Raw genomic sequence first — 22941 nt, 5'->3', positions numbered from 1 at the left:
CTTCTATAATAACAGTTTCCTGTTTTTATTGGCCGGCGCGTTCTTTGTCTCGTTGCTCTGGGGTTTCATCGGGGCGCTCGTAGTCGTCCTCCAACCGCCATGTTGTCCCCATCTCTGGTGTTGAGGCTTCCAAGATATCGCAGTCTGTAATGCCTATAAGGCGGTGCCTTTGGCCAATACAAGTCGTATACCCAAAGCCAGGCTTTAGCTCGGTTGTAGTAAGTTCGCCTTTGTCATTCTCCCACAGGACCGCAGCCCGACCCTTCATAATGAGATAGGTCTCTTGCTTGGCATCATGCGCCTGCATACTCTGTCGACAACCGTTATTGATATGCATTATCTTGCCCATGTAAGGCTTTCCTTCGGGCACCCAGTGCAACTCATAGCCCCAAGGCTTTTCTATGCGCCGGACATAAGGTTCTTGCGAAAAGGTCGATGTGTCAAACTGCTTAGGGTCGTAGCTATCGCTCATGCCAGCTCCCTCTTGAAGCGCTCAATGATATCTTTGTCACCAACCTCAATGGGGTTCACACCGTTGAGCAGCGCCAGATACAAACTCACAAAGTCTCCAAGCGCAACGGTCCACAGCAGTTGCTGCAGGGGTGTTTCGCCCTTAGCCTCTACCTGCAAAGGCGACGGCCAGCGACCGCTGAGCAGTTTGTCACTCAGGTCGAATCGCTTCTTGATACGATCATTGTCATACGAGGAACGCAAATAGATAACTCCGTAGGGTTTATCAACGGGGTGAGATGTCCAACCCGTAAATTCATTGTGATTAAACTCAGGAAAGGCATATTCCCAGGCGACGTTTTGGGCATTTTCGTTAAAACTGATCTTCCACTTGTGAGCTGCCTGGGCCAGCAAGGGACCACCATACATAACCGGTGACTTACCCATAAGCTCTTGGGCCAGCTGTTTGGCCTGGTTCTTGGCAGCCGGAACAATGGGCACCCACTGGGTAATTTCGTTTTGCAAGAAATCTGCCGCTTGGCTCAGGGTGGCGGTTGCATTGGGCTGGACAGCCAGTTGCAATTTCTCGGCCAAGGCTACAATCCCCTTGAGGCCGTAGAGTGCCCCGTATCGCGGTTTATCAATTTTGGGCAGTGCAATAAGCAGGTAATTCTTTTGCGTGGCAATCTCGGCTAGCTTGCCGCCAGATGTGATAATAACAATCTGCGCCTTTTTCTCTTCGGCCTGGGCGAGTGCGGACAGTGTTTCCTCGGTATTGCCGGAATAGCTAGAGGCAATAAACAGTGTGTGTTCGTTTACGTAAGCGGGCACATCGTAGCCCCTGACTACTTCAAACGGTACAGAGTAGCCAGGCCAGCTGGTGCTCAGAAGCGCCCACAGTGCTGATCCGCCCATACCCGAGTGGACAATATTAGCTACCGTCTGTGAAGGTTGCCAATCACCAAGGTCATAATCCTGCTGCAATTGCTGCCATTGCTTTTCCGCCACCCCCAGAGCATCATGCGCATCACGCTCATGAATGTATTTTAGATCGTCAAGTGCGGAACTCACAGAACCCATTTTATATCCTCCTTCTGTTAAGCGAAAGCTATCGTGGTGAGTGCAGTTTGCCAGTTTTGTGCGAAGGCGTACCGGCAGTACACCGACAAGCAAAACTGGCAAAGGGTGCCACCAGAATAGTTTGAGGCTGGAGGGAGGACATAAAATGGGTTCTCCCCTTCCCTCTCTTTCTGGTTATGGTATATACTACCATCATTATAGACATAGCAGTGTAATTTTTAGAGGTGGGAATGTTCGGACACAATAACGACAACAATCAACAACAAGATCAGACGTATAGTCCAGACCCCAGCCAGGCAGTTGCCCCGGCTACCATAACGGAGCTGCAGCAAGATGCTGCTACAGCCGCTCCAGCTCAAGAGCCTAATATAGGCCTCCCTACGGTTGCCCCAAGTGACCCCACTGCATCTGCAACCGTAGACAGCAGCTCGGCCCCAGCCGTGGCACCCGCATCGCCAGCCGCCGCTCCCGCTGCTGCCCCAGATGATTTGTTGGGCCTCAAACAAGAAGCCCTACACCAACTATCTCCCCTGGTAGGTCACCTAGACCAAACTCCAGAAGAAAAGTTCCGCACGACCATGATGATGATCCAAGCCACCGACGATCACACCAAGATCAAAGACGCCTACGAAGCCGCCCAAGCTATCACCGACGACAAAGTCCGCGCCCAAGCCCTGCTAGACGTCGTCAACGAAATAAACTATTTCACCCAGCAAGACCAAAAAGAATCTTAGAAAAGAAAAAAACCTGGCCGAAATGGCCAGGTTTTTTTCTTTGCGAGCGCTATCCTTCTTATGTCACCGGTGAAGGATTGTAGTAACGCTGTTCGGGTGTTTGCCGATGCTCTGGGTCGGCCTGTACTTGCTGTAGTATAACTCGTTCGGTCATACGTTCTACCGGCTGAGCGTGTGCCAGCTGTACCATCGATGTCCTCACTTGGCGCAACTCATTTTCGAGTCCAACCATCCGAGATTCCATGGCGACTGCTCGGCGCACTAGTTGTACTCGTTGGTATTCTTCTTGCCGGAGCAATTGCTGACTCTGCTGCAGAGTCACGGTCAGCACTTTTATAGTTTCCCTCAGAGAATTCACGTCCTGGCGGGTGGCTACTCGCTCGAGCAAACGGTTGCGAGCGACATCCAGGGCATTCTGCAGGTCTTGTTTCGTTAATGAGACCATAGTTTCCACCTCCTTATACCCCTTTAAAATAATTGTGGGTTTTATATGGGAAGTTTTCGCTTTTTGTTCACTTTCGAGCAATCGACCGCTGCCCTGTTAGTTTCGCTCCCGGCAAGATAAGGTACTCTCTTCTACTTGTATATAAGTATAACAGACCCCGCAAGAGGTTCTCTGTTGGGGGCTAATGTCGCTATTGTTCTTAGCGACGCTTGTCAGATGAGGCGTTGATCAAAATGCGATGGATCAAGTATCCAGCAATGACCAGTATCATGAATATGGCCAGTGTATCTTCGGCACCGGTGTTGGGTATGTTACTGCGAGTCTGAGTGCCGGCCACCTGTTGCGGCGATGGGGCTGGAGCAGCAGCTGGGGTTTGCTGGCGCTGAGCTTCGGCTTGTTTCTTAGCTTCTTCGTCTTTCTTTTTCTTTTCCTCGGCAGCTTTGGCGTCAGCCTGTTTCATGGCCTCTTCTTGTTTCTTCTTTTCTTCTTCGGCCTTTTTACGATCGGCTTCTGCCTGGGAGTTATTGGCCACTGGCTGCTGTTCTTGTTTCTCTTGATCTGCAGATTCAGAGGTGTTGGGCTTGTCGTTTTTGGCAACCTTGCGGTACACCCAGCGGCTACCAAAGAACAGACCTACTGCCAGTAGAACAGTGACCAGAAGCGTACCCAAAGCCAGCAGCCATGCCACACCGGCACGTTCGCGACGTTCGGTCTGGTAGTACTCCTGAATCTCGGCAGGAACATTAGTCTGATTATTTCGACGCCTAAAAACCGCCATAGGTAACTCCAATACTTATCTTGTACGATAGTACAAACTGGCCCATTTGGCAATATTCTATCTAATATAATTACATCTTACAAAGGATTTTGATTACAGCCGGCCTTTTCTAGCCGTCTTCTTCTAGTTCCGCCGTGAGCTGTCCGACAGTCATCACCAGCCCATGAGAACCGAGCTCTTGTAGGTTCTTTTGCATTAGTAATGCCCTGAGGTCCAGGTACATAACCGCCCGAGCAATCTCGGCCATGCCTGGAGGGTTCCGAGAATCATACGAAGCCTCGTCGTCCCACCTGTGGGTGTAAAAATTGTCGGCGTCATAGTCACGGCCATGTTGCCCGTCAAACTTACTGGGCCAGGCCCTGTGTTCATAGTATTTTCCCGTAACCACGCGGAGCTCGTCTGCCACTTCAGGGTATCGCCGTTGATTGAATCCATATTCGTCCACAAAAACATCTTGCCAGTCCGTCGGCAGTTCAAATGTGGTGTTGTCTTCGAACTCAACACTAAACGCAATTGTCCGCCTGGGTTCCCACTCTGACATGCCCTTAGTGTAAAGACCCAAGCCAGACGAGTCCAGCTGCCACCACCGTTACAGATATTGACCTAGTGAATAAAAAATAGTATAAAATTTACGCTACTCGTGTAAGCAATCGCCGCGGCGAAACCCGTGGATGCACCTGGAGGTAACCGACGTGAGGAGAATTCTTCTCGCCATCTTGGGCACGGTCTTCGTGCTCTGTCTAACCAGCACGCCTGTGGCCGCTGACGGCCAGCCCACCCCGCAGTCGTCGTCCAACGAACAGCAAGAATCGTCCGACTCCGAGTCGTCCTCCGAGGACTGCAAAGACGACTCCGCCGAAGAGGAGGTCGATGAAGTCCTGCTGGTATTCGCCGCCTTCTGCTTTGGGTTCGCTGCCGTCATGCTGATCATAGGCCTTACGCTCTAGGTCAACCATCTCAACCCGCACACAGTACGCCGTCTAGGCTCCGCCAATCTGGTTTGAACCAGAGTAGTAGGCTTCATTGCCTCGTCTAGACACCCCCACAGAGACCCTTGCGCCACTTCGTGGTTATTCAAAAGCAAGAGGTCTCTTTTTCGTCATGTGACCGACTTGTTATACTGGCTCTAGCTAAGGAGGGCACCAGTATGACAAGTGCGCAGTACACACTATGGGGTGGAGAAAGTGGCGCAGACCTGCACGCCGAAACACTCAGCCAAGGCTATGCCCTTGTCCCGCACCATGTGCCACCGGAAGCCATAGATGCGTATGCAGAGGCCTATGGTATTTTTACTGACCAGCTACCCGACCCCGAGCCAGAGGCCATGAACGCTATGGTTCTAGACCCCAAGAATCTTGACCGCCTAGACCCGCGCGCCGACAAGGCAGCCCAGTGGCATAAGTACCGCAGCAATGTACCACACCCCGGTAAGCCCAATGGCTACACCAATCGCACCATACAGGTCGACGCCCTCAGCAAAGTACGAGGACTCGACATAGCAGACGACCCCAAGGAGTTTTTTCATTATTCTCCGGGTATGCGCGACGCGCTTGAGGCACGTCACGCAGAATTCGGCTGGGGCCCAATGCCACCCGAGCTATTGGTACTCCTTATGCGCGCCCAAACCCTCCACTACGCCGCCAAGCAAGCCATCACGGGATTTTATCGAGCATTGGAGCTCACTCACCCACACCTATCTGATTTCACCGCACCAGCAGATCTGGATCATAGCCCTGTGAGAGGTGTGTTCTACCACAAAGGCCAGGGAGACGTGTTGGCCGATGGCCACTATGATCGAGGCCTGGGAACACTGCAGCTAGCCGAAAGTCACTTGGGTCTCCGTACCAGAGACCCCCAGACCGGCGAGATGATTATGGTCGAGCGTGACCCCCGTATGGGGATTGCATTTCCTTCTCTCAAATGGCGACAAGCTTCGCCAGACTCCGAACTGCAACCCTTGTGGCATGACGTCATAAATGTAGACACCGCCTGTGAAGGCCGCGAACTACACGGCGGCAATATCGCACGGTGGGCCATCATCTTCTTTACTAACAGCAGAGACCTGGCCGACGCCAAGAACATCAAGTCTCTCACCAGTTCCGAAGTCGCCGCCTAAGAGCCTGTTCAAGTCCTAAGCCGCCTCTAGTACATCAGTCATATCCACCAACTCATCGTGTATGACGCCGTTAGATATGATCACCCCTTTCATCGGCCCCTTCAGGCTGGGCTCGTCGCCGTTCCAGTCAGTCATGCGACCACCTGCTTCTTCCACAATAATCCGGACTGCTGCTATGTCATGAGGACTCGCAAATTCCTGTATGCAGCCAACCATTCTGCCGTTGGCTACCAGGCACGCCTTCTGGACCACACCGGCAGGAAAACTAGCAACCCGGGCGCCGTGCTCTAATAAGGTAGTCACATGCTTGGGCGTCCTCTCTGCTAAGCGCTGCACAGAACTAGTGACCGCCACCCTCCCCATATGCAGGCCGGCCGGCGAAACCCGCAGAAGCTTGTCGTTGCAAAAACTTCCCTCGCCAGGTATGCCCGTATACAGTCTGCCCTGCTCTCCAAAGAAAGGATCGTAGGCAACACCCATGACAGGTTGTCCCTCTTCGGCTAGCCCCAGCGAAAACATAGGCAATGGCAACCCCCACGTATAGCCCTTGGTGCCATCTATAGGATCGCAGTACCACCGCCGAGACTGGCTGGTATCCACAGAGCTGGCCTCTTCGCCAATAACACCGTCGTTGGGAAAAGCCTCGCCAAGCCTTTCAAGAGCGACTTTGTTAATAGTTGTGTCGGCAATGGTCAACGCGCTGCCGTCAGCCTTGGCGGTTTCTTCTTGATCTCCATCAAAATACTGGAGCATGATCACCCCTGCTTCACGAGCAATCTCTGTCGCCACCGCCATTTCATGTCTATAAGTCAGAAATTCTGCCATACGCCAAGTATGCCACCCCGAAAAAATTAGGCAACCACAACCACTATCCCCCAGCCAATTAAATAAAAATACACAACCCCCATCCTGCAGCTAGTTAAATAAAAACAAAATATCCTCGAATTTACTTCGAGGATATTTTGACAGCTTCCAGGAAGAGCAGCCGGAGAAAATGGAGCACATTTTCCCGCGCGACGAGAGACCCGCCCGGGGTCTCTCATTACCTTACATTCCCATCATCCCAGGCATCCCACCACCAGCATCAGGAGTCTCTTTTTCGGGCACATCCACTACCAACGCACCCATAGTCATGCTGGTGCCAGCAATAGATACAGCGTTCAACACAGCCTCTTTGGTTACCCGGGCTGGGTCTACGATGCCAGCAGCCTTTAGGTCAACCAACTTGGTGGGGCTATTAACGTTCACACCCTGGCCGGCCTTGGCAGCCTTGACCTGCGGCAGCCACTCATCGGCGTTCAGGCCAGAGTTACTCAGCAGAATCCTAAAGGGTTGCTCGAGAGCCCGCTTCAGCAGTTCCTTGCCCGCTTTGACAGATTCATCGTCGCCAGTAATCGTGACAGCCGTGGTCAGGTTAACCAGCGTTACACCACCACCGGGCACAATGCCTTCATCCATAGCAGCTTTCACGGCGGCAACAGCGTCGTCTACGCGGAATTTCTTTTCTTCTATCTCGGTCTCGGTAGCGCCACCAACTTTGATGACAGCTACCTTGCCAGACAAAGCGGCCCGGCGCTTGTCTAGGTGCTCTTTGTCGTACTCACTGGTTGCGGCAGCCGCTTGCTGGGCGATCTGTTTGATCCGAGCAGTTACTTCAGCAACCGAACCACCACCTTCGATGATAGTCGTTTCGTCCTTGGTCACAATCACTTTGCGGGCCGAACCCACTACGTCTAGCTCGACGTTTTCGAATGTCATGCCCCGGTCTTCAGTAATTACTTCGGCACCGGTCAGGATAGCAATATCATTCAATATGTCTTTGCGGCGATCACCAAAAGAAGGTGCCTTGATAGCCACGGTATTGAACACGCCCTTCAGCTTGTTCAGTACAAAAGTACCCAGGGCCTCGCCCTCGACGTCTTCGGCAATCAGGACCAATTCTTTTTTGCCCGCCGCAGCCAGCTTTTCCAGCAAGGGGAGAAACTCTTGGATAGAGGTAATCTTTTTGTCAGTGATAACCACGGCGGGTTTATCAGATACGGCTTCCATGCGGGTAGCATCAGTCACCATATAAGCACTGACAAAACCTTTATCAAAAGTAAAGCCTTCGACTACTTCGCTCTCTAGGTCTAGGCCCTGGCCCTCTTCGACAGTAACCACACCTTCTTTACCAACTTTGTCGATAACACCAGCAATCAAGTCGCCAATCTGAGCATCGCCAGCAGAGATAGTAGCCACCTCGGCCACACGCTTTTTGTTGGCCTTGATGTCTTCAGCCATGCCACCCAATTTGGCAATAACTTCCTGAGCAGCAGCTTCTAGCCCCTTGCGTAGCAACATGGGGTTGTGGCCAGCAGCAATCAGCTTGTTGGCTTCGTTCAGGATGTGATAGGTCAACACGGTCACGGTAGTAGTACCGTCACCGGCTACGTCGTTCATCTTGTTAGCAGCTTGCTTGATCAGTTCAGCACCCACCTTGTAGCCCAGCGTTTCGTCGTCGACATCAGCAATGTCCACACCCTTGGCCACTGTGACACCGTCGTGTGTGACCGTAGGGCTGCCGTAGCCCTTGCTGATCACTACATTGCGTCCCTTTGGACCCATAGTGGTCTTTACGGCGTTATATAAAATCTGCGCCCCGCCCAACACCCGCTTGCGGGCGTCTTCGTCATAAAATACCTTCTTTGCCATGTATGTCTCCCCTATTTAACAGTTGCTAGTACGTCTTCTTCTTTGACCAATATGTATTCTTCGGATTCTACCTTTACATCTGTGGTGCTGTAGCTTTTATAAATAATACGATCACCTACTTTTACCTGGGCCACTTGCTTGCCCACAGCCACAACCTTGGCCACTTTAGGCTTTTCCTGGGCGCCGCCAGGTATATACAGACCGCTGGCGGTCTTGGTTTCTGCTGCTTCTGCCTGGGCTACGATGTAATCCGCCAAAGGATTGATATGAACAGCCATTAATTACCTCCATTTTATGGTTTTTCAATCGAGTTGTTAGCACTTGCATGTTGAGAGTGCTAACCGACAAGTAGTATCGTATCCGAAACACAAAATTGGTGTCAAGCCCCGAAAGCTTCATAAATAGTGTGCGGGCTTAGTGGCAAATGCATGAATAAGGCGTTGAGATTATAGAGACTGGAGGGTTGCGGAGCGGGCGGGGTTTGCTGTCAGCCAAGGGCCAACAAACATTCCCCGCCCGGTCCTAGCTAGTTCCTAGAAGGAGCTACGAACATGATCCGAAGTCCAGCCGATCGCCTCCAGGAAGTCGTCCGGGTGCCAGATCAGGCGGTCGGGGTCGATCAGGAGATCGTCATCGTCATCGCTGTCCTCCTTGTCGGAGAACGGGTCGTCGATGTCGAGTCCCAGCTCGTGGGCATCCCAGAACCTGTCGGCCAGGGCGTTGACTGGCTGGTCGGAGGGGTCGATGATGGTGAAACCATCGTCGAAGTCCTCATCGTACCAGTCGGACCAATCACTCCAGGGGTCCTCGGCGGCAAGCGCCTCGAGCTCAGCCTGGTCCGGATCCGGATCGTGACCACTCTTGTAAGGGTCGAAACAGCCCGAAACCAGCAGCAGCTCATCACCGGGGACGAAGCCCGTGGTGACATCGTGATGCCAGGTAGTCAGGTAGTACCGCAGTGCAGCGCGATCCGCGTCAGCCCGACAGATGGCACTGAATGCCCACTGATCGTGGTAACCACCGCTGACGCCTTCACCGTCCGTGAAGTCCCGCAGCAGGTTGCGCCGCGAGTGGTTGGTCCGGTATCTCTGCTGGGCGATTGCCCTATCCGAGTACTTGGTCACTAGAAGGTAGCCCTCCTCTGTACTGTCTCTGAAGATTTGCATGAACAGCCAACGCCTCAGACCTGGGGCGCTCCCTGCTCACACAAATCCATAATCTCAACGAACGATGACTACAGGGGTAGCAATACCCTAAGTATGTAAGTCAATCTACATTATTATATACTATTTTATAAAATAAAGCAATGCCTTAGCTTGCTTCTGCCTCTGGTGGTCGCTGCGATCCAGAATGATCGTGCCGGGCCAGCCAGGCATCGATAATATCTGGCTGTTCATCCGTTGGCAGGTCGTCTTCGGCAATTACAGACAACCCCTCAGTTTCTGCGTAGGTAGAGTTGTCATACCGCTCGCCAGTAGCTGGATCTGCCAGTTCACCACCTCTGTCTTCGTCTTCGTCAAACAGGTTGTTGTAGTGGAGGCCCAGCGTGCTGGTGTCTTCGTCGGTCCGTTGCTCAGAGTCAAAAACAGGCTCTCCTGCGAGCCCGTCGATATCTACCTGATACTGGAATTCTCCGCCACTTCTCACGCAGATATTATACCATGGTTACCACTTTTCGCCGTTGGCTGCCATCCACTCGTCGGCGTCTGTCAGCTGGGTTGGATCAACCGGCTGACCTTGGCTCGCCCGACGAGCTAGACGTCGCTGTGCGCGGAGAAGCGCCGCCTCGGCCAGCTTAGCTTCGTTGACCAATACTGTATTATCGGCAGTTACCTTGATCTCTGTGCCAGCAGCCCGCCACTCTTCTATAGTATCCGTTCGGGTCTGACCCGTTCCTTCGTCAAATCCCTCGGGCTGATCGTGCAGGTTTGTATTATGGAAGCTCGCACTGCCTTCGTGTATATCATCGGTTTCTTGACCAGGGTCTACCAGGCCAGCAGCATGGTCAAAAGCGTATGAGCCAGCTCCGGATTCTTCGTGTCCTAATGTTTCTGTTTGTGACATAACAATACTATTGTAGCATATTGGTTGATTTTTTGCAAGCATAAGCCTCCTCTGGCTTTGCTATAATCACCCCATGGATACGACACTTATAGGCATCCCTTTAGACCTAGGGGCCGAGAACTTAGGGGTAGATAGTGGGCCAGAAGCTTTTCGGCATAATGGCATTGTCGGCAAGCTGACCAAAGCAGGACTGGCTATCACCGATAGCGGCAATGTAGTTATCGCTGACCGCAAAGATTTGCAAGCCGGAAATCCCCACGCCCGCTACCAAGACGAGATTGTCCGGGTATCAGAAGAAACAGCCGCCCTTACCAAGCAAGCCATCCAAAAGAGTCACAAAGTGATCGCCCTTGGAGGTGACCACTCTATCAACCTCGGCGTGGTCTCTGGTGCCTCAGTAGCCCTTGGTGGCAACCTGGGACTCATCTATTTTGACGCTCATGGCGACATGAATACCGAAGAAACTACCCTTTCCGGCAACATTCACGGGATGCACCTGGCATCTCTGTTGGGATTTGGCGGTGATGCGCTCAAAAATGTGGGTGGACCAGCACCAAAGGTCAAAAAAGAGCATTTGCTACACATTGGCGGCTGTGACTTAGACCAGGCAGAAATTGACCTTATTTCCCGCGAAAACCTAAAAGCCTATACCTTATTTGATATATTGACCACAGGCCTATCGCCCCTATTACAACAGATTGACGAACTCGCAGCACGCGTGGACAACATCTGGGTCAGCGTAGACCTAGACGTCATAGACCGCATGTACGCCCCTGGTGCCGGCATGCCCAACCCCAGTGGCCTCACCTACCGCGAAATCGCCACCATCACCGAATACATCGGCAAACACACTAACGTAATTGGCGTAGACGTGGTCGAATACAACCCTTTGCAGGACAAAAAAGCCAAGACGGCCGAACTGGGCATAGAGCTGATTGCCAAACTATTTGGCAAGAATTATAGTTGGTACACCAACTACATGGAACGCAACAAAGTATAAAAAATCCGGTCAGCGACCGGATTTTTATTGGTAACTTATTTTAACTAGCCTCGACGGCCGCCCTGATATGGGCCTTCGGTGACGTCCTGGCCTTGCTCACGCGCCTTGGCTACATTGTCAGCGGTGTCTACCGCGCCGCCGGGGAGCTCTACGAGCTGTTTAGCTACCACGTTACCCAGGGTGTCGGCACGCTCAGCTTCTACTTCTGCTCGTAATTCCGCTAGAGCCTGCTGATCTTCTGGAGTTGTAGCGTCGTGTCCTACTTCATCCAGTTGGCTAAAGACCGGTGCTTGGTCTGGAGCGGGGGCTTGTTCTACCATCTTTCTAGATTCCTGTTTTTTATTTTGTAGAAAACAAACCTATTATAGCAAACTGTTTACGATTTGTCAATTATGTAGGTTGGTCAAAATTGTCTGGCAATGTATCTAGTTCGCCTACTGCGTCTGCCGTGTGCGAAATCAGCCAGCCGGCGAAATCAGCCAATTCATGTGACCGACCCTTCAGACGAGCAGTGGCGTATTCTATAACCTGCAAATCTTCGTCCAACGAATCGCCTGCTGCCCGACGAGCAGCCGCGATCTGGTCATTCTTAGCGTAGACTGCTGCGACACGCTCGTTGTGCCAGGCGACCAGGTCAGCAACGTCAATAGTATTCGCCTCTCCCATAGTGGCCAGTATTTAATACCATTTGTCGCACTACTTCAATCCGGGGTACTATTTTCCGCGCTTAAGCTTTTTCAGGACTTTGCGGGCTTCGGCTACTTCGTCCCACTTGATCTCTATGACCCGATCCCTGTTACGGTCGTCTTGTTGCAGGTGACGCATGTCGGCCGCTTTGGGACCGTTGCGCAAAATGTCTTTTTCGTGGCCCTTGCCCAGCAACATCACGGTGTCGCCCTTTTTGGCACGCTGCAGCGCAAACTGTATGGCTTTGTCCCGGTCGTGGATCAGGAACAGATTTTTATCACGCTTTTTGCCGGCTTTTTCTGCACCAGCGGCGATTTCTTCCATGATCTCCTGGCCATCCATGTCGCGGTCGTCCTCTTCGGTCACAATCACTTCGTCGGCGTATTTGCCAGCAATTTTTCCTTGGGTGGTCCGTTTGGCCTCGTCACGCCGGCCAGCCGAGCCAAAGAGCGCAATTACCTTGCCCTTTACCACTGGTTTCAGGTCTTTGAATAACTTCTCGAAGCTGTCGGGGGTATGAGCGTAGTCCACAATCACGTCAAAATTCTGGCCTTCGTCTATATGCTCCATGCGGCCTTCGACCGTCTTGAGTGCAGCGATACCCTGCTCTATCTGCTTTTTGTCTAGGCCTACAGCCCGGCCCACGGCTACCGTAGCCAAAGAGTTGGACACGTTAAAGCTCCCTGGCAGATGGCAGGTAATGTCGTAGCTCTCGTCGTCGGTCACGGCCGTATAGGTACTGCCGGCAGGTGACAGTTTGACCTTGGTGGCCCGCACATGCCCGTTTTTCAGACCAAAGCCAACGGGGTGCAGTACGTCACTGGCAAAGAACTTGGCGTTGGGGTCGTCGGCGTTGACGATACCGATCCGTAGGCCTTTTCTGTTGCGGTTGGTCTGCTTAAACAACATGCGCTTGGCGTCACGGTAGCGCTCGAAGGTACCGTGATAATCCAGGTGTTCGTGAGTCAGGTTGGTCATAACAGCTACCGTAAAGGGTATACCCCAGACCCGGTGTTGTGCCAACGCATGACTCGTCACCTCTAGCACGATCCATTCAGCCCCTTGGGCTTTCATCTGCTTGATGCGCTTATGCAGCAGTTGCACCGATGGCGTGGTCATGTGGGCCACTTGTGGCTTGATATCGTCCCCTACCCCGTACGCAACGGTTGTCATCAGGCCGGTTTTGTAGCCGGCTTCGGTCAACATTTTGTGAATCATAAAACAGGTGCTGGTCTTGCCATTGGTGCCTGTCACACCAATAACCTTTAATCCTTTGGCCGGGAACCGATTTTTGGTGGTAAACAGCATAGCCTCGCCCTTGTGGCCCAGCGGCTCGATCGATCGGAATACACTGCGTGGAATAACTTTTTTGACAACTGTTCGTGGGTTCATGGGCGTGACTTCCTTACGTTTACCCTTCAGTATAGCCAGCCGTTCGGCCAGCCCAAAGCATAAAGATACATAGTTTTTATTTCATCCAAACGTTGCAGCAAACGGCTCCTATGGGAATCATTTCTTGCAAAGCTTGGAAAGGGGCGAAGAGATAGATGTGCGGTGGAGGGGTCCGGCAGGGACGAGTCGGCTATAAGCCAAATCGCCCTACCGGACCCTTTCCACTACGCCACCTCGCGCACCTTGGCCAGCCAGGCCGGGGCGGGGACGGACGTGCCGTCGGGCATCAGGACCACCTGGGCCAGGACGGCGCGGACGCGACCGATGGCTTTCACCTGGCGGGTCAGGTCGGGGTCGAGCCAGTACAGGTCCGCGAGGATCTCGGCGGCGGTCGGGTCGTCGAACAGCGGGAGCCAGACGGCTTCGGTGTCGATGAGCTCCTGGGCCTCACGCCGGATGGCGTGGACGTAGGCGATCGCCTCCCGCTGGAACGCGAGGGCGTCGGCGTTGGCCGCGAGGACCACGTTGATAGCCTCGATGGCCTGCACCCGAAGGGACAGGACGGGGGTACGCAGGTCCAGCAGGGCCGTGAAGGCGGTGTCCTCGTCGTCGAACAGCGGGAACCAGGTGTCCTCGTCGTCGATGAGCCGCTTGGCCGTCCGGGCGATGCCGTCGGTGTAGGCGGTGACCTCGGCGACGCGCGCGTTGATGTCGTTGATGGCCTTGATCTGCGGACCCGGCCGGCCGATGGCCAGCAGTTCGCGGGCGAGCTCGTAGTCGTAGTCCAGCGTGAGTCGCGCCACGTGCGTCAGCAGCTCCATGGTGTCGCCGTAGCCCTGCAGCAGCCGGTTCAGCTGGACCAGCCGGGTCATGATGGCCTGGGGGACCACGACCTGGTCGGCGTCGCAGTGCTGCAGCACGATGGACATGACGCGGCCCTCGAAGTCGCCGCCGGTGAGCTGATCCAGGATGGACCGTCGCTCGTCGTCGGTGAAGAAGGGGCGCCATTCGTCGCTGGCCAGGACCTGCTCGGCGATGTGCTTCAGGGTGCCGGGGCAACGGACGTTGGTGATGGTGAACATGGGATTGCTCCCCCTTCGGGTCGGGTGTATCGGTAGAATGAAGGACGCGTTCTCTGTCTATCTTAAGAGAAGATGACTACGGTCAACACTGTGGCCGCACACATCTTCTCTTAGATAGTATCTATCTCTTCGCTTATAAAAGGTCGTTCAGGATCTTCTGGTCTCCCAAAACTGAACTGCTACTATATTATCATAAAAGACTTAGATTGTCAATCATACTTTGCACTATCCTTCCCTGTTGAGTGTGATACAGTAGGAGCTAAATGAAAGTTTTGGGCATAGAAACTAGCTTTGACGAGACAGCCGCTTCAGTGGTGCAAGACGGCACCACTCTTTTGTCCAACGCAGTGTTCTCTAGCATGAACCTGCACATCGTATATGGCGGCGTGGTGCCAGAGATAGCTGCTCGCAGCCACATAGAAACAATCATGCCAGTTATCCAACAGGCGCTCGATCAGGCCAAGTGCACATGGGACGATATTGACGCCATTGCCGTTACCTACGGCGCCGGCCTGGGTGGTTCTCTGTTGGTAGGTGTTCTGACTGCCCGCACCCTGGCTATTGCCAAGAATAAGCCCCTGTATGCCTGCAACCACGTAGTGGGTCATATTTTTGTCAATTTCCTGACCAAAACACCCCTGGAAAACTACAAACTGCCAGAGAAGCCACCCGAATTCCCCATGCTGGGCCTCATCGTCTCTGGTGCCCACAGCCAGCTAGCGCTGTGGCGCAGTTATTTTGACTATACCCTGTTGGGCCAGACCCATGATGACGCCATTGGCGAAGCCTTTGATAAGGTCGCCAAAATGCTGGGGCTCCCCTACCCTGGCGGCCCCAGTGTCAGCAAGAAGGCCCTGGAAGGGAACCCCTTTAAGTATCAGTTTCCCAAGGCCAAACTCCAGTCAAAATACGACTTTAGCTTTTCTGGGCCCAAAACAGCCGTTTTGCGCACCGCTCAGGCAGAAATAGGTGAATCCCACCAGTTTCCCTCTACAGGCCTGTCAGAGCGCCTGTCCGAGGCTCAGAAGGCCGATATTGCCGCTAGTTTCCAACGTATCGCCGTAGAGACAGTAGTAGACAAGACAATCCTGGCCGTTGAAGAGTTCCAGCCCAAGAGTGTTGTCATCGGAGGCGGGGTTGCTGCCAGTCCCGAGCTGAGACGACAATTAGCCGAAAGACTCCCCTTCCCTGCCGAATACACCGACCCCAAGCTATGCACCGACAACGGCGCCCTTATCGCTACCCTCGGCTGCTACCAGATACAACAGGGACAACCGCCGGCTGACCCCTATAAACTCGACATAGCCCCCAATCTAAGTATGTAGCGCTTGCTACTCGCCATATTCGGCTACAAACAACACAAATGCGGCAGCATCTAGGGTCAATCCCTCTCGGGGTCGCCAAAAGTCTGAGCCTCAACCACCGTAGAATCGTTCTCTAGCGGAGTTACAATTACCTATTGCGGATTGATCCCCCTGGTCAGCAACTGCTGTCGCATTTCGGCCACTTCATCCGGCTGATCAAAGGCGTCAAACCACTCACCCGACGGGTATCGAATAATGTCGAAAGCCCTCACCTTTTCCCCGTTATCGTATGGCTGCAAACTTGGCATACCGCTAGTGTAAGAAATCCTGAGTCCTTCGGCTAGCCCCCACTACTATGCGACTCGTAGCACTCCTCCGTCCGCGCCCGCAAGAGAATGCACCCCTACCCGCGCCACTTCCTCATAAGCCACCCCCAGAAAGCCTCTAAAGCCAGACGCCCTTACGCCATGCCGCATCGGACTCTCATGATCGGTGGGGTCTTTCGCCTCTCGCAAAACAAGCACATCACCAGGATTCAGAATCAAGCCGCGATACCGGCTTGTGTCGGTGGGGCGCACAAACATGTCTGTCCTCCCCTTCAGATATGCCAAAACGATAAAATCGCGAAATGACGTGCGGTCGGCATGCTCTGGCCATCCTTCGGCCGTAAACTTAAACATAAAGCGATTAGGCTCCCAGCCTGGATACTCTGCCGCTACTGCAATAGAGCCGAGCTCTTGCATGAATATCGTCGTCTGGGGCGGTGCTTGATCCTCTAGCGTGATCGGGTAACCCCAAGCCTGGGTTGCCGGAAAATATCCCTCCCCGGCCAAACTCGTGGGGTCAAAGGCTTGTTGCACACGAGCAAAGCCCTCTACCTGAGACATGTGCATAGCCGCCCCTACCTCGTGTGGCTTTAAAATCATGCATGACAATACATCACGCACTGTTTGGTTTGTCAATATTTACACTTTACCCCGTACTTGTTATGCTTATTGGCGAAAACAAAAACGGTTTAGTGTTAACGGCCTTTGGCTCGTACTTTCGAACAAAATACGAACAATTTGGGACAACGGAGGGCTTTCATATGAAAGTCTTGTGTTGTTTTGTCTTGATTCCACGTGAAAAGGTTCATACACCCGTAACAGGTTAGATATTCTGTGCGAGAAGTGTTATTATGACCCCCAGAATTATGTGTTAATCGGGTTAACTTAGGTATTTCAAAAATGAAGCTGCCATCTGTCTACGAACCAGGCCAGTACGAAGAAGATATCTACACTCTTTGGGAAAAGAGTGGTGCTTTTGAGCCCAAAAACAGAGGCGGGAAGGGCAGTTACAGCATTGTCATGCCACCGCCAAACGCCAACGCCAACCTACACATTGGTTACGAGCTAACAGCCGCCCTCGAGGATATCCCCGTACGGTATCACCGCATGAAAGGGGAGGCAGCCCTGTTACTACCCGGTGCCGACCATGCCGGATTCGAAACCCAGGTGGTATACGAGAAACATCTAGCCAAAGAAGGCAAGAGCCGGTTCGATTTTAGCCGAGAGGATCTGTATCAACAGATCTGGGACTTTGTGGCGCTCAATCGCAGCAATTTCGAGACCCAGCTACGCCGCATGGGTGCCAGTTGCGATTGGTCACGCTACACCTATACCTTGGACGATAAAATCATCAATCGAGCCTACGGCACTTTCAAAAAAATGTGGGACGAAGGGCTCATTTACAGAGGTGAACGCTTGGTTAACTTCTGTACTTTTCATGGCACCGGCTTTGCCGACATAGAGGTAGCCTACAAAGAAGAGAAGAGCCACCTCTGGTACATTGACTACCCTCTGACCGACGGCTCGGGCAAGATCACCGTAGCCACCACTCGACCAGAGACCATGCTGGGTGACGTCGCCGTCGCTGTAAATCCGAAAGATGCACGTTACAAACAATTTGTAGGCAAGACCATCCGCCTACCCCTGACACTTCGCGATATTCCCATCATTGCTGACGACATGGTAGACAAAGCGTTTGGAACAGGGGCGGTCAAGATGACACCAGCCCACGACCCCAACGACTACGAAGTAGCCCAGCGACACGACTTGCCGTTTATTACTGTTATCACCCATGAGGGCACCCTCGGCCATGACGTCCCGCAACCCTACCGCGGCTTGACCGTAGAAGAGGCCAGGAAAGTGGTCGTCAAAGACCTAGACGATTTGGGCGTACTGGCAAAGACCGAAGACTACACCCACAGCGTGGGCCACTGCTACAAGTGCGGCACCATCATTCAACCCCTGTTACGCGAGCAATGGTTTGTCGACATGCAGCCGCTGGCCAAAGAAGCTATCAAGGCTCTGCGCGCCGACAAGATTACCTTCTACCCCGACACCAAGAAAGATCAGCTGATTACTTACCTCAAGGGTTTGCGGGATTGGAACATCTCTCGGCAGATTGCTTGGGGTATCCCTATACCCGCCTTTCAGAGCATCGATAACCCAGACGAGTGGGTGTATGACGAGCGTGTCGAAGAAGAACTAATAGAGGTAGACGGCAAGCGCTATCGTCGCGATCCAGATGTTTTTGACACCTGGTTCAGCAGTAGTAGCTGGCCCTATGCCACCCTGGACTACCCTGATGGCACAGACTTTAAAGATTTTTACCCTCTCAGCCTTATGGAAACCGGTGGCGAGATCTTGTACCCCTGGGTGTCTCGTATGATTATGCTGGGCCTGTATGTGGCCGGGGATGTGCCCTTTGAGGCCGTGTATATCCACGGCTATGTTATGGCCGAGGACGGATCCAAGATGAGCAAGTCCATCGGCAATGTGGTTGACCCCTTACCCGCAATTGATCAGTTTGGCTCAGACGCGCTGCGCATGGGCATCATCGCTGGCCGCAGTGCAGCAGTTAACCGTGGGTATGACCCCCGCAAGGTCGAAGAAGCCCGTAACTTCTGTAACAAGCTGTGGAATGTTGCCCGCTTTATAGAAGACAAAATAGGGGACGACTACCAACAAAAGGGAAGTCCCACCGCCGAAACCCCGGCTGATGCCTGGATACTGCACCGGCTGAGTGACTCTATAAAAACCGTTTCGACACACCTGGACGACTACCGTTTCTCAGAAGCCAGCGAGCACATCTACCATCTGTTGTGGGACGATTTTGCCGACTGGTACATAGAGGCCAGTAAAACCCACCTAAACAAGGGCGTCTTGGCCTATGGCCTCGAGGCTGTCCTGAAGCTAGCCCACCCCTTTGCGCCATTTGTGACCGAGACTATCTGGCAGACCCTAAAGTGGGAAGGAGACAGCATGCTGATCACCAGCAGCTGGCCCACTGCGGTTAAGGCTGATAAATCCCATGCTGCTGCCTTTGAAGAGACTAGGACTATCGTCACCGAGATCCGCGCCATCAAGGCCGCCTTGCGCCTGGGCAATGATCTGACCCTCTTCCATACCGGTGACGACTTTATCATCGAACACGCTGGACTGATCACCTCCTTAGCGCGGCTCAAAGAGGTCAGCCAGGTCAAGGACGGGCAGGGGCTGCACCTGACAGATACCACTCGCAAGGTCTGGCTAAATGTCGACCAAGAGACAGCTAATCGCTATGCGGCCGAGCTTCAGCTGAAAATGACCGAGCAGCAGCAGCTTATCAAGAACCTACAGGGACGACTCAGTAATAAATCATACGTCCAGAATGCTCCGTCCTCTGTAGTGGATCAGACCCGCCAGCAGCTAGAAACCGCCCAGACCGCACTGCAAAAAGTACAGCAAGAATACGACCGCTTCTCGAGATAGAGCTATTGACATTATATTAAAATAATGTTAAAATGTCTTTCATAAGTTCCTTCTGGGATCTTTGGTTGCAACGGAGCAATCCAACGCAACGACCACGAGAGAAAAGGCGGACAGCACCATGACCACGATCACCCTTGATACCGAGGATGCCGTGCGACAGGCTCTGCGCAAGAACAACGGCAAGGTGTTCTACCTCGATGGCACGGCCATCGTAACCGTGTCCCTCATCAGCTACGGCCGCGTCGCCGGGATCAGCCTGGTCTTCTACTACGGCCCACTGGAGTCCGATTCGGTCACCACCAACCTCGAGCAGCTGGCACAGCTGCGCTTCTTCCCCTCCTACTGGAGTGCAGCGCGAGCAGCGATCCGGCCGAACGTCCTCACCACCCTGAAGCGGCTCTGGCCCTTCTCGGCGGACAACTCGGACGAGTCGACGGCCTCCACCACGGTGGCAGCATGAGCACGGTGACCCTGACCCTGAACGACCTCGACGTCATCCCCGACCTGCAAGCCGCCCTCCTGGACGGTACTATCAAAGGGAGCACCTCCGACACCCCCACCACCCTCGTCGTTGTCAGTCCCGACAGCGGTGAGATCGTGGAGTTCCGATTCATCAAGCTGATCGAGAGCGATGATGGCCCCGCCATCCGCGCTCGGCAATTGCCGATCGGCCGACCCGACACCTACACCCTCGCACGCTTCCTGGCCCGCTACGGCACGGTCTACTTGCGTCACACGTGATGTAATGCCGGCGCTAAAAAGCGGCCAAGAACTGCGTGGTGCAGATGCGGCCCATGACAGAGGAAGGGTGGTCCCTAGCGCTGAACCAGTCGGTTCAACCCTATACCACCCTTCCGATGTCACCCCCCGCCTTTTCTCTCACCCCCCTTCATGTTATCCATACCAGCCTACAGACAGGCAACTGTCTTTAGACTCCCTTGGATAACCCTAAGGAGCTGGCTCTAGTGCGTCCCGCACATGCTTGGAACTTTCTTCTGGGCGGTAGTCATCAAACCACAGCACATGCCACCCCATTTTCTCGGCAGCCATCAGATTGGCTCGGGAGTCGTCTATCAGTAGTATTTCCTGGGGTTCGCAGCCGGCCCAATCCTGGGCAATGGCAAATATCTGCTCTTCGGGCTTGATAGTCCCCACCTTAGATGAATCAATAATGGCTTTGTATTCTACCTCTGGCAACAGCTTGCGCTCGAACATCTCGTCTATCAGGCCAGGCATGATATTGCTCAGCAGCCCAATGTTGTACTGAGAGGCTGCCCACTTCACCAGTTCTTGCATCTCTGGAATAGGGTCGATGGCCTGCAGGTAGTACCCCGTCCAGTCTAGATGGGGCAAGCCAATTCTGTCGCCAAAGGCTCGGTTAAACTCTTCCAGGGGCATTTCACCCCGGCAGACTTGGTCGTTGTAGTGCCAAAAGGTGGTCTCTATGATGTCGGCTGCTGTGCCACTCTCTTCGGCCATACGGGTAAAGGCCCGGTGAAAGAAACGCACCAGACAACCATTGATATCGAAATAAACAAAGCGTACACCGCTTTTAGTGCGCTTTTTAGGCACTTCTGAGGCTTGGGGCGTGATTTCCCCCATGAGCTCGGCCAAACCCACTCCTAGCGCCCCTGCGATGCTCTGAATGGTGAATATAGAGGGCGCCTTGATAGCCCCGCGCTCAATCTTTGCAAGGGTAGAGTAGCTGAGGCCGGCCTTCATACACAGCTCCTGCTGTGTTAGCCCGGCTTTTTTACGCGCCTGCTGTAGACTCTTTCCCAAAGCCTGCTCCAGCGCCGGCTGATCTCCCTCGTACATAGCACTATAGTACCTGTTTGGGCGCCCAAAGCCAAGCCTAGACTAGCATTATCCGGCTAGTATCCTGCATTGTATTTAGGCGGGAAAGAAGACGCTGAGCAGCACAATAATAATCATAAAAATAATGATACAGGCGCCTGCTGCTACAACCAGAGAATTTTGTGTGTTGCCACCTGTTTGGCGCTGCATTTTGGAGTAGACCCATGCACCACCCCCCAGGCCAGCGAGGAAAGCTATCATCCCATTCGAAAACATGCCCTCAGTTTCGCACCACTTTGGCCTGCTGTCCAGTAGAACCGAGCGCTCAGGTACAAACTCAGGGAGTTTCTACTACCGAAGTTACGTTAGTTTGAGCTTGGCTGCCATTTCGGCTAGGGCAGGGTGGTCTGGTTCGGTATCCATATCTTGTGGGGCACTATATTCCGTCGAAGTATTGAAGGGCAGCAGCTGTACATGAGCATGGGGTACGTCCACCCCAACAATCTTTTCGCCCACATAGGCCGTTTCTAGCACTTCGCGCAGACGAAACGCAATCTTCTTGGTGGTTTCCATGACTGCTTGATATGTCTTATCTGACAAGTCCCATACAAATTCCACCTGCTCCCTGGGAATCACCAGAGTATGCCCTGGTACGGCTGGGTGAATATCCAGAAAGGCAAGGGTAAGCTCGTCCTCGTACACCTTATGGCAGGGAATTTCGCCTTTGATAATCTTGGTAAATATACTGTCTTCCATAGCTTTATGGTACCGGTGAAGCCTAGGCAAGTAAACAGATGAGGGGAATAATTGACATTTATAATATATTGTGGTAATGTATGTCAGTTCATTGTCCATTTTCGTCCCCAAGTCAGAGAGAGGTCAACATGACCCCCTATCCCCCGGAGTTCAACGTCCCCATCCCCCGCTGGATGCGCATCACCCTGACGGTGGTCGGTGCCTCGGCGTTCATCGCCGCGCTCATCATCGCCTACAAGATGGAAGGCCACGATCCCTCCGGTCTCCTGTCCACCCTCACCCTGGGCATCGTCGGCGTCAACCTGTTCTCCATCGGGATGTACAAGTCCACGGCGGTCCATGCGGTCAAGGCCCGACGCAAGTCGGCAAAGTCCAAGCAGCCTTCCCGGCTGTGGGGCCTCGCCAACGTGGCCGCCGGCCTGTTCCTGGGTTGGTACGCCTTTGACCTGCTCTTCCGCATGATCGACAGCGAGTTCGCCGACCGCCCGGTCGACATGTACTGCGCCCTCGTCCTCATGCTGGTGCTCGGTGCCGGTACCTACGGGTACATCGCACATGGTGCGAAGCGCCTGATGGCCCCCAAGCTGTCGACCCCGGACATGCCCACCACCGTCTGACACGATGAACGACCCTCCCTTACGTGGAGCCCCTGTCTCGCTTCCGAGCGAATCATGAGCACCCGTAGGGGAGGGACGTCGTGTGACGGTTAAGTAGAAAAATTTGGGTCCTACCCATTCCTTTACCCTACCGTCACACGACCCCTCTTATACA

General features: G+C 53.5%; 29 protein-coding genes. 9 read left to right on the top strand and 20 right to left on the bottom strand.

The window, feature by feature from the left end; genetic code table 11:
• Positions 1-25: 25 nt before the first annotated feature.
• Positions 26-472 (bottom strand): cupin, encoded by a 447-nt coding sequence (locus VK694_01735; protein ID HTE57435.1) that lies wholly within the window; start codon positions 470-472, stop codon positions 26-28.
• Positions 469-1530 carry a bifunctional phosphoglucose/phosphomannose isomerase gene (locus VK694_01730; GenBank protein HTE57434.1) on the bottom strand — a complete coding sequence of 354 codons (1062 nt, stop codon included), beginning with the start codon at positions 1528-1530 and terminating at the stop codon, positions 469-471. Before VK694_01730 ends, VK694_01735 begins: the two co-directional genes overlap by 4 nt.
• 230 nt (positions 1531-1760) lie before the next feature.
• Here VK694_01730 and VK694_01725 point away from each other — a divergent pair, with 230 nt between their 5' ends.
• A complete protein-coding gene (locus VK694_01725) occupies positions 1761-2264 on the top strand; it encodes a hypothetical protein (protein HTE57433.1) in 504 nt (167 codons plus the stop codon).
• A 58-nt stretch (positions 2265-2322) separates the two neighbouring features.
• Here the strand turns inward: VK694_01725 and VK694_01720 are convergent, their stop codons facing one another.
• The 3 genes from VK694_01720 to VK694_01710 all read right to left on the bottom strand — a co-directional run bounded on the left by VK694_01720 (position 2323) and on the right by VK694_01710 (position 4028).
• Positions 2323-2709, bottom strand: coding sequence for a hypothetical protein (locus VK694_01720; protein ID HTE57432.1), 387 nt, complete (start codon positions 2707-2709; stop codon positions 2323-2325).
• Positions 2710-2908: 199 nt separating this feature from the next.
• Complete coding sequence (locus VK694_01715) at positions 2909-3487, bottom strand: hypothetical protein (GenBank protein ID HTE57431.1); 579 nt, start codon at positions 3485-3487, stop codon at positions 2909-2911.
• Positions 3488-3596: 109 nt separating this feature from the next.
• Complete coding sequence (locus VK694_01710; GenBank protein ID HTE57430.1) at positions 3597-4028, bottom strand: hypothetical protein; 432 nt, start codon at positions 4026-4028, stop codon at positions 3597-3599.
• 151 nt (positions 4029-4179) lie between these two features.
• Between VK694_01710 and VK694_01705 the strand changes: the two genes are divergently transcribed.
• Positions 4180-4434, top strand: coding sequence for a hypothetical protein (locus VK694_01705; protein ID HTE57429.1), 255 nt, complete (start codon positions 4180-4182; stop codon positions 4432-4434).
• Between the two features lie 200 nt (positions 4435-4634).
• The gene (locus tag VK694_01700) at positions 4635-5603 is read left to right on the top strand and encodes a hypothetical protein (GenBank protein HTE57428.1); all 969 of its coding nucleotides are present in this window, start codon (positions 4635-4637) and stop codon (positions 5601-5603) included.
• Between the two features lie 15 nt (positions 5604-5618).
• Here the strand turns inward: VK694_01700 and VK694_01695 are convergent, their stop codons facing one another.
• The 6 genes from VK694_01695 to VK694_01670 all read right to left on the bottom strand — a co-directional run bounded on the left by VK694_01695 (position 5619) and on the right by VK694_01670 (position 10358).
• Positions 5619-6428 (bottom strand): inositol monophosphatase, encoded by an 810-nt coding sequence (locus VK694_01695; GenBank protein ID HTE57427.1) that lies wholly within the window; start codon positions 6426-6428, stop codon positions 5619-5621.
• 222 nt (positions 6429-6650) lie between these two features.
• Positions 6651-8294 (bottom strand): chaperonin GroEL, encoded by a 1644-nt coding sequence (groL, locus tag VK694_01690; GenBank protein ID HTE57426.1) that lies wholly within the window; start codon positions 8292-8294, stop codon positions 6651-6653.
• Between the two features lie 11 nt (positions 8295-8305).
• Positions 8306-8572: a co-chaperone GroES gene (locus VK694_01685; GenBank protein ID HTE57425.1), complete on the bottom strand. Its 267-nt coding sequence runs from the start codon at positions 8570-8572 to the stop codon at positions 8306-8308.
• A 255-nt stretch (positions 8573-8827) separates the two neighbouring features.
• Positions 8828-9418, bottom strand: coding sequence for a hypothetical protein (locus tag VK694_01680; GenBank protein ID HTE57424.1), 591 nt, complete (start codon positions 9416-9418; stop codon positions 8828-8830).
• Between the two features lie 187 nt (positions 9419-9605).
• Positions 9606-9941, bottom strand: coding sequence for a hypothetical protein (locus tag VK694_01675; GenBank protein HTE57423.1), 336 nt, complete (start codon positions 9939-9941; stop codon positions 9606-9608).
• An 18-nt stretch (positions 9942-9959) separates the two neighbouring features.
• Positions 9960-10358, bottom strand: a complete 399-nt coding sequence (locus VK694_01670) for a hypothetical protein (GenBank protein ID HTE57422.1) — start codon at positions 10356-10358, stop codon at positions 9960-9962.
• Positions 10359-10431: 73 nt separating this feature from the next.
• Between VK694_01670 and VK694_01665 the strand changes: the two genes are divergently transcribed.
• Positions 10432-11358, top strand: a complete 927-nt coding sequence (locus VK694_01665; protein ID HTE57421.1) for an arginase — start codon at positions 10432-10434, stop codon at positions 11356-11358.
• A gap of 44 nt (positions 11359-11402) precedes the next feature.
• Here VK694_01665 and VK694_01660 read toward each other — a convergent pair whose 3' ends face one another.
• The 4 genes from VK694_01660 to VK694_01645 form a co-directional block, all read right to left on the bottom strand.
• Positions 11403-11678, bottom strand: coding sequence for a hypothetical protein (locus VK694_01660; GenBank protein ID HTE57420.1), 276 nt, complete (start codon positions 11676-11678; stop codon positions 11403-11405).
• 70 nt (positions 11679-11748) lie between these two features.
• Positions 11749-12024: a hypothetical protein gene (locus tag VK694_01655; GenBank protein HTE57419.1), complete on the bottom strand. Its 276-nt coding sequence runs from the start codon at positions 12022-12024 to the stop codon at positions 11749-11751.
• A 48-nt stretch (positions 12025-12072) separates the two neighbouring features.
• Positions 12073-13437, bottom strand: a complete 1365-nt coding sequence (locus tag VK694_01650) for a UDP-N-acetylmuramoyl-L-alanyl-D-glutamate--2,6-diaminopimelate ligase (protein HTE57418.1) — start codon at positions 13435-13437, stop codon at positions 12073-12075.
• 224 nt (positions 13438-13661) lie between these two features.
• A complete protein-coding gene (locus VK694_01645) occupies positions 13662-14519 on the bottom strand; it encodes a hypothetical protein (GenBank protein HTE57417.1) in 858 nt (285 codons plus the stop codon).
• A 263-nt stretch (positions 14520-14782) separates the two neighbouring features.
• On the opposite strand from VK694_01645, the gene tsaD reads away from it, so the two are divergent.
• A complete protein-coding gene (tsaD, locus tag VK694_01640) occupies positions 14783-15844 on the top strand; it encodes a tRNA (adenosine(37)-N6)-threonylcarbamoyltransferase complex transferase subunit TsaD (protein ID HTE57416.1) in 1062 nt (353 codons plus the stop codon).
• A 131-nt stretch (positions 15845-15975) separates the two neighbouring features.
• Here the strand turns inward: tsaD and VK694_01635 are convergent, their stop codons facing one another.
• Entirely contained in the window at positions 15976-16131 is a 156-nt protein-coding gene (locus VK694_01635) for a hypothetical protein (GenBank protein ID HTE57415.1), read from the bottom strand.
• Between the two features lie 45 nt (positions 16132-16176).
• Positions 16177-16785 carry a hypothetical protein gene (locus VK694_01630; protein ID HTE57414.1) on the bottom strand — a complete coding sequence of 203 codons (609 nt, stop codon included), beginning with the start codon at positions 16783-16785 and terminating at the stop codon, positions 16177-16179.
• 264 nt (positions 16786-17049) lie between these two features.
• On the opposite strand from VK694_01630, the gene VK694_01625 reads away from it, so the two are divergent.
• From VK694_01625 to VK694_01615, 3 genes are all read left to right on the top strand, one after another.
• Positions 17050-19617 carry a valine--tRNA ligase gene (locus VK694_01625; protein ID HTE57413.1) on the top strand — a complete coding sequence of 856 codons (2568 nt, stop codon included), beginning with the start codon at positions 17050-17052 and terminating at the stop codon, positions 19615-19617.
• A 118-nt stretch (positions 19618-19735) separates the two neighbouring features.
• Positions 19736-20077 carry a hypothetical protein gene (locus tag VK694_01620; GenBank protein HTE57412.1) on the top strand — a complete coding sequence of 114 codons (342 nt, stop codon included), beginning with the start codon at positions 19736-19738 and terminating at the stop codon, positions 20075-20077.
• On the top strand, positions 20074-20358 hold the full coding sequence (locus VK694_01615) for a hypothetical protein (GenBank protein HTE57411.1): 285 nt from the start codon (positions 20074-20076) through the stop codon (positions 20356-20358). Before VK694_01620 ends, VK694_01615 begins: the two co-directional genes overlap by 4 nt.
• Positions 20359-20565: 207 nt before the next feature.
• On the opposite strand, the gene VK694_01610 is transcribed toward VK694_01615, so the two are convergent.
• From VK694_01610 to VK694_01600, 3 genes are all read right to left on the bottom strand, one after another.
• Entirely contained in the window at positions 20566-21435 is an 870-nt protein-coding gene (locus VK694_01610; GenBank protein ID HTE57410.1) for an HAD-IA family hydrolase, read from the bottom strand.
• 75 nt (positions 21436-21510) lie between these two features.
• A complete protein-coding gene (locus VK694_01605) occupies positions 21511-21675 on the bottom strand; it encodes a hypothetical protein (protein HTE57409.1) in 165 nt (54 codons plus the stop codon).
• Positions 21676-21774: 99 nt separating this feature from the next.
• A complete protein-coding gene (locus tag VK694_01600; GenBank protein ID HTE57408.1) occupies positions 21775-22170 on the bottom strand; it encodes an HIT domain-containing protein in 396 nt (131 codons plus the stop codon).
• Between the two features lie 128 nt (positions 22171-22298).
• On the opposite strand from VK694_01600, the gene VK694_01595 reads away from it, so the two are divergent.
• Complete coding sequence (locus VK694_01595; protein HTE57407.1) at positions 22299-22787, top strand: hypothetical protein; 489 nt, start codon at positions 22299-22301, stop codon at positions 22785-22787.
• Positions 22788-22941: the final 154 nt, after the last annotated feature.

It is taken from the genome of Verrucomicrobiia bacterium, from assembly GCA_035489575.1.
In the GTDB taxonomy this organism is placed as follows: Bacteria; Patescibacteriota; Saccharimonadia; order Saccharimonadales; family JAGQNK01; genus DATHJY01.
Note: the sequence above shows the minus strand (reverse complement) of the source record. Positions and strands in the feature narration are given on the sequence as shown.

Coding starts and splice junctions, on each gene's coding strand:
- VK694_01615 (HTE57411.1), top strand. CDS start 20,074: ATGAGCACGGTGACCCTGACCCTGAACGACCTCGACGTCATCCCCGAC.
- VK694_01685 (HTE57425.1), bottom strand. CDS start 8,572: ATGGCTGTTCATATCAATCCTTTGGCGGATTACATCGTAGCCCAGGCA.
- groL (HTE57426.1), bottom strand. CDS start 8,294: ATGGCAAAGAAGGTATTTTATGACGAAGACGCCCGCAAGCGGGTGTTG.
- tsaD (HTE57416.1), top strand. CDS start 14,783: ATGAAAGTTTTGGGCATAGAAACTAGCTTTGACGAGACAGCCGCTTCA.
- VK694_01665 (HTE57421.1), top strand. CDS start 10,432: ATGGATACGACACTTATAGGCATCCCTTTAGACCTAGGGGCCGAGAAC.
- VK694_01600 (HTE57408.1), bottom strand. CDS start 22,170: ATGGAAGACAGTATATTTACCAAGATTATCAAAGGCGAAATTCCCTGC.
- VK694_01735 (HTE57435.1), bottom strand. CDS start 472: ATGAGCGATAGCTACGACCCTAAGCAGTTTGACACATCGACCTTTTCG.
- VK694_01700 (HTE57428.1), top strand. CDS start 4,635: ATGACAAGTGCGCAGTACACACTATGGGGTGGAGAAAGTGGCGCAGAC.
- VK694_01695 (HTE57427.1), bottom strand. CDS start 6,428: ATGGCAGAATTTCTGACTTATAGACATGAAATGGCGGTGGCGACAGAG.
- VK694_01710 (HTE57430.1), bottom strand. CDS start 4,028: ATGTCAGAGTGGGAACCCAGGCGGACAATTGCGTTTAGTGTTGAGTTC.
- VK694_01720 (HTE57432.1), bottom strand. CDS start 2,709: ATGGTCTCATTAACGAAACAAGACCTGCAGAATGCCCTGGATGTCGCT.
- VK694_01660 (HTE57420.1), bottom strand. CDS start 11,678: ATGGTAGAACAAGCCCCCGCTCCAGACCAAGCACCGGTCTTTAGCCAA.
- VK694_01625 (HTE57413.1), top strand. CDS start 17,050: ATGAAGCTGCCATCTGTCTACGAACCAGGCCAGTACGAAGAAGATATC.
- VK694_01715 (HTE57431.1), bottom strand. CDS start 3,487: ATGGCGGTTTTTAGGCGTCGAAATAATCAGACTAATGTTCCTGCCGAG.
- VK694_01595 (HTE57407.1), top strand. CDS start 22,299: ATGACCCCCTATCCCCCGGAGTTCAACGTCCCCATCCCCCGCTGGATG.
- VK694_01725 (HTE57433.1), top strand. CDS start 1,761: ATGTTCGGACACAATAACGACAACAATCAACAACAAGATCAGACGTAT.
- VK694_01635 (HTE57415.1), bottom strand. CDS start 16,131: ATGCCAAGTTTGCAGCCATACGATAACGGGGAAAAGGTGAGGGCTTTC.
- VK694_01730 (HTE57434.1), bottom strand. CDS start 1,530: ATGGGTTCTGTGAGTTCCGCACTTGACGATCTAAAATACATTCATGAG.
- VK694_01610 (HTE57410.1), bottom strand. CDS start 21,435: ATGTACGAGGGAGATCAGCCGGCGCTGGAGCAGGCTTTGGGAAAGAGT.
- VK694_01645 (HTE57417.1), bottom strand. CDS start 14,519: ATGTTCACCATCACCAACGTCCGTTGCCCCGGCACCCTGAAGCACATC.
- VK694_01655 (HTE57419.1), bottom strand. CDS start 12,024: ATGGGAGAGGCGAATACTATTGACGTTGCTGACCTGGTCGCCTGGCAC.
- VK694_01620 (HTE57412.1), top strand. CDS start 19,736: ATGACCACGATCACCCTTGATACCGAGGATGCCGTGCGACAGGCTCTG.
- VK694_01605 (HTE57409.1), bottom strand. CDS start 21,675: ATGATAGCTTTCCTCGCTGGCCTGGGGGGTGGTGCATGGGTCTACTCC.
- VK694_01670 (HTE57422.1), bottom strand. CDS start 10,358: ATGTCACAAACAGAAACATTAGGACACGAAGAATCCGGAGCTGGCTCA.
- VK694_01650 (HTE57418.1), bottom strand. CDS start 13,437: ATGAACCCACGAACAGTTGTCAAAAAAGTTATTCCACGCAGTGTATTC.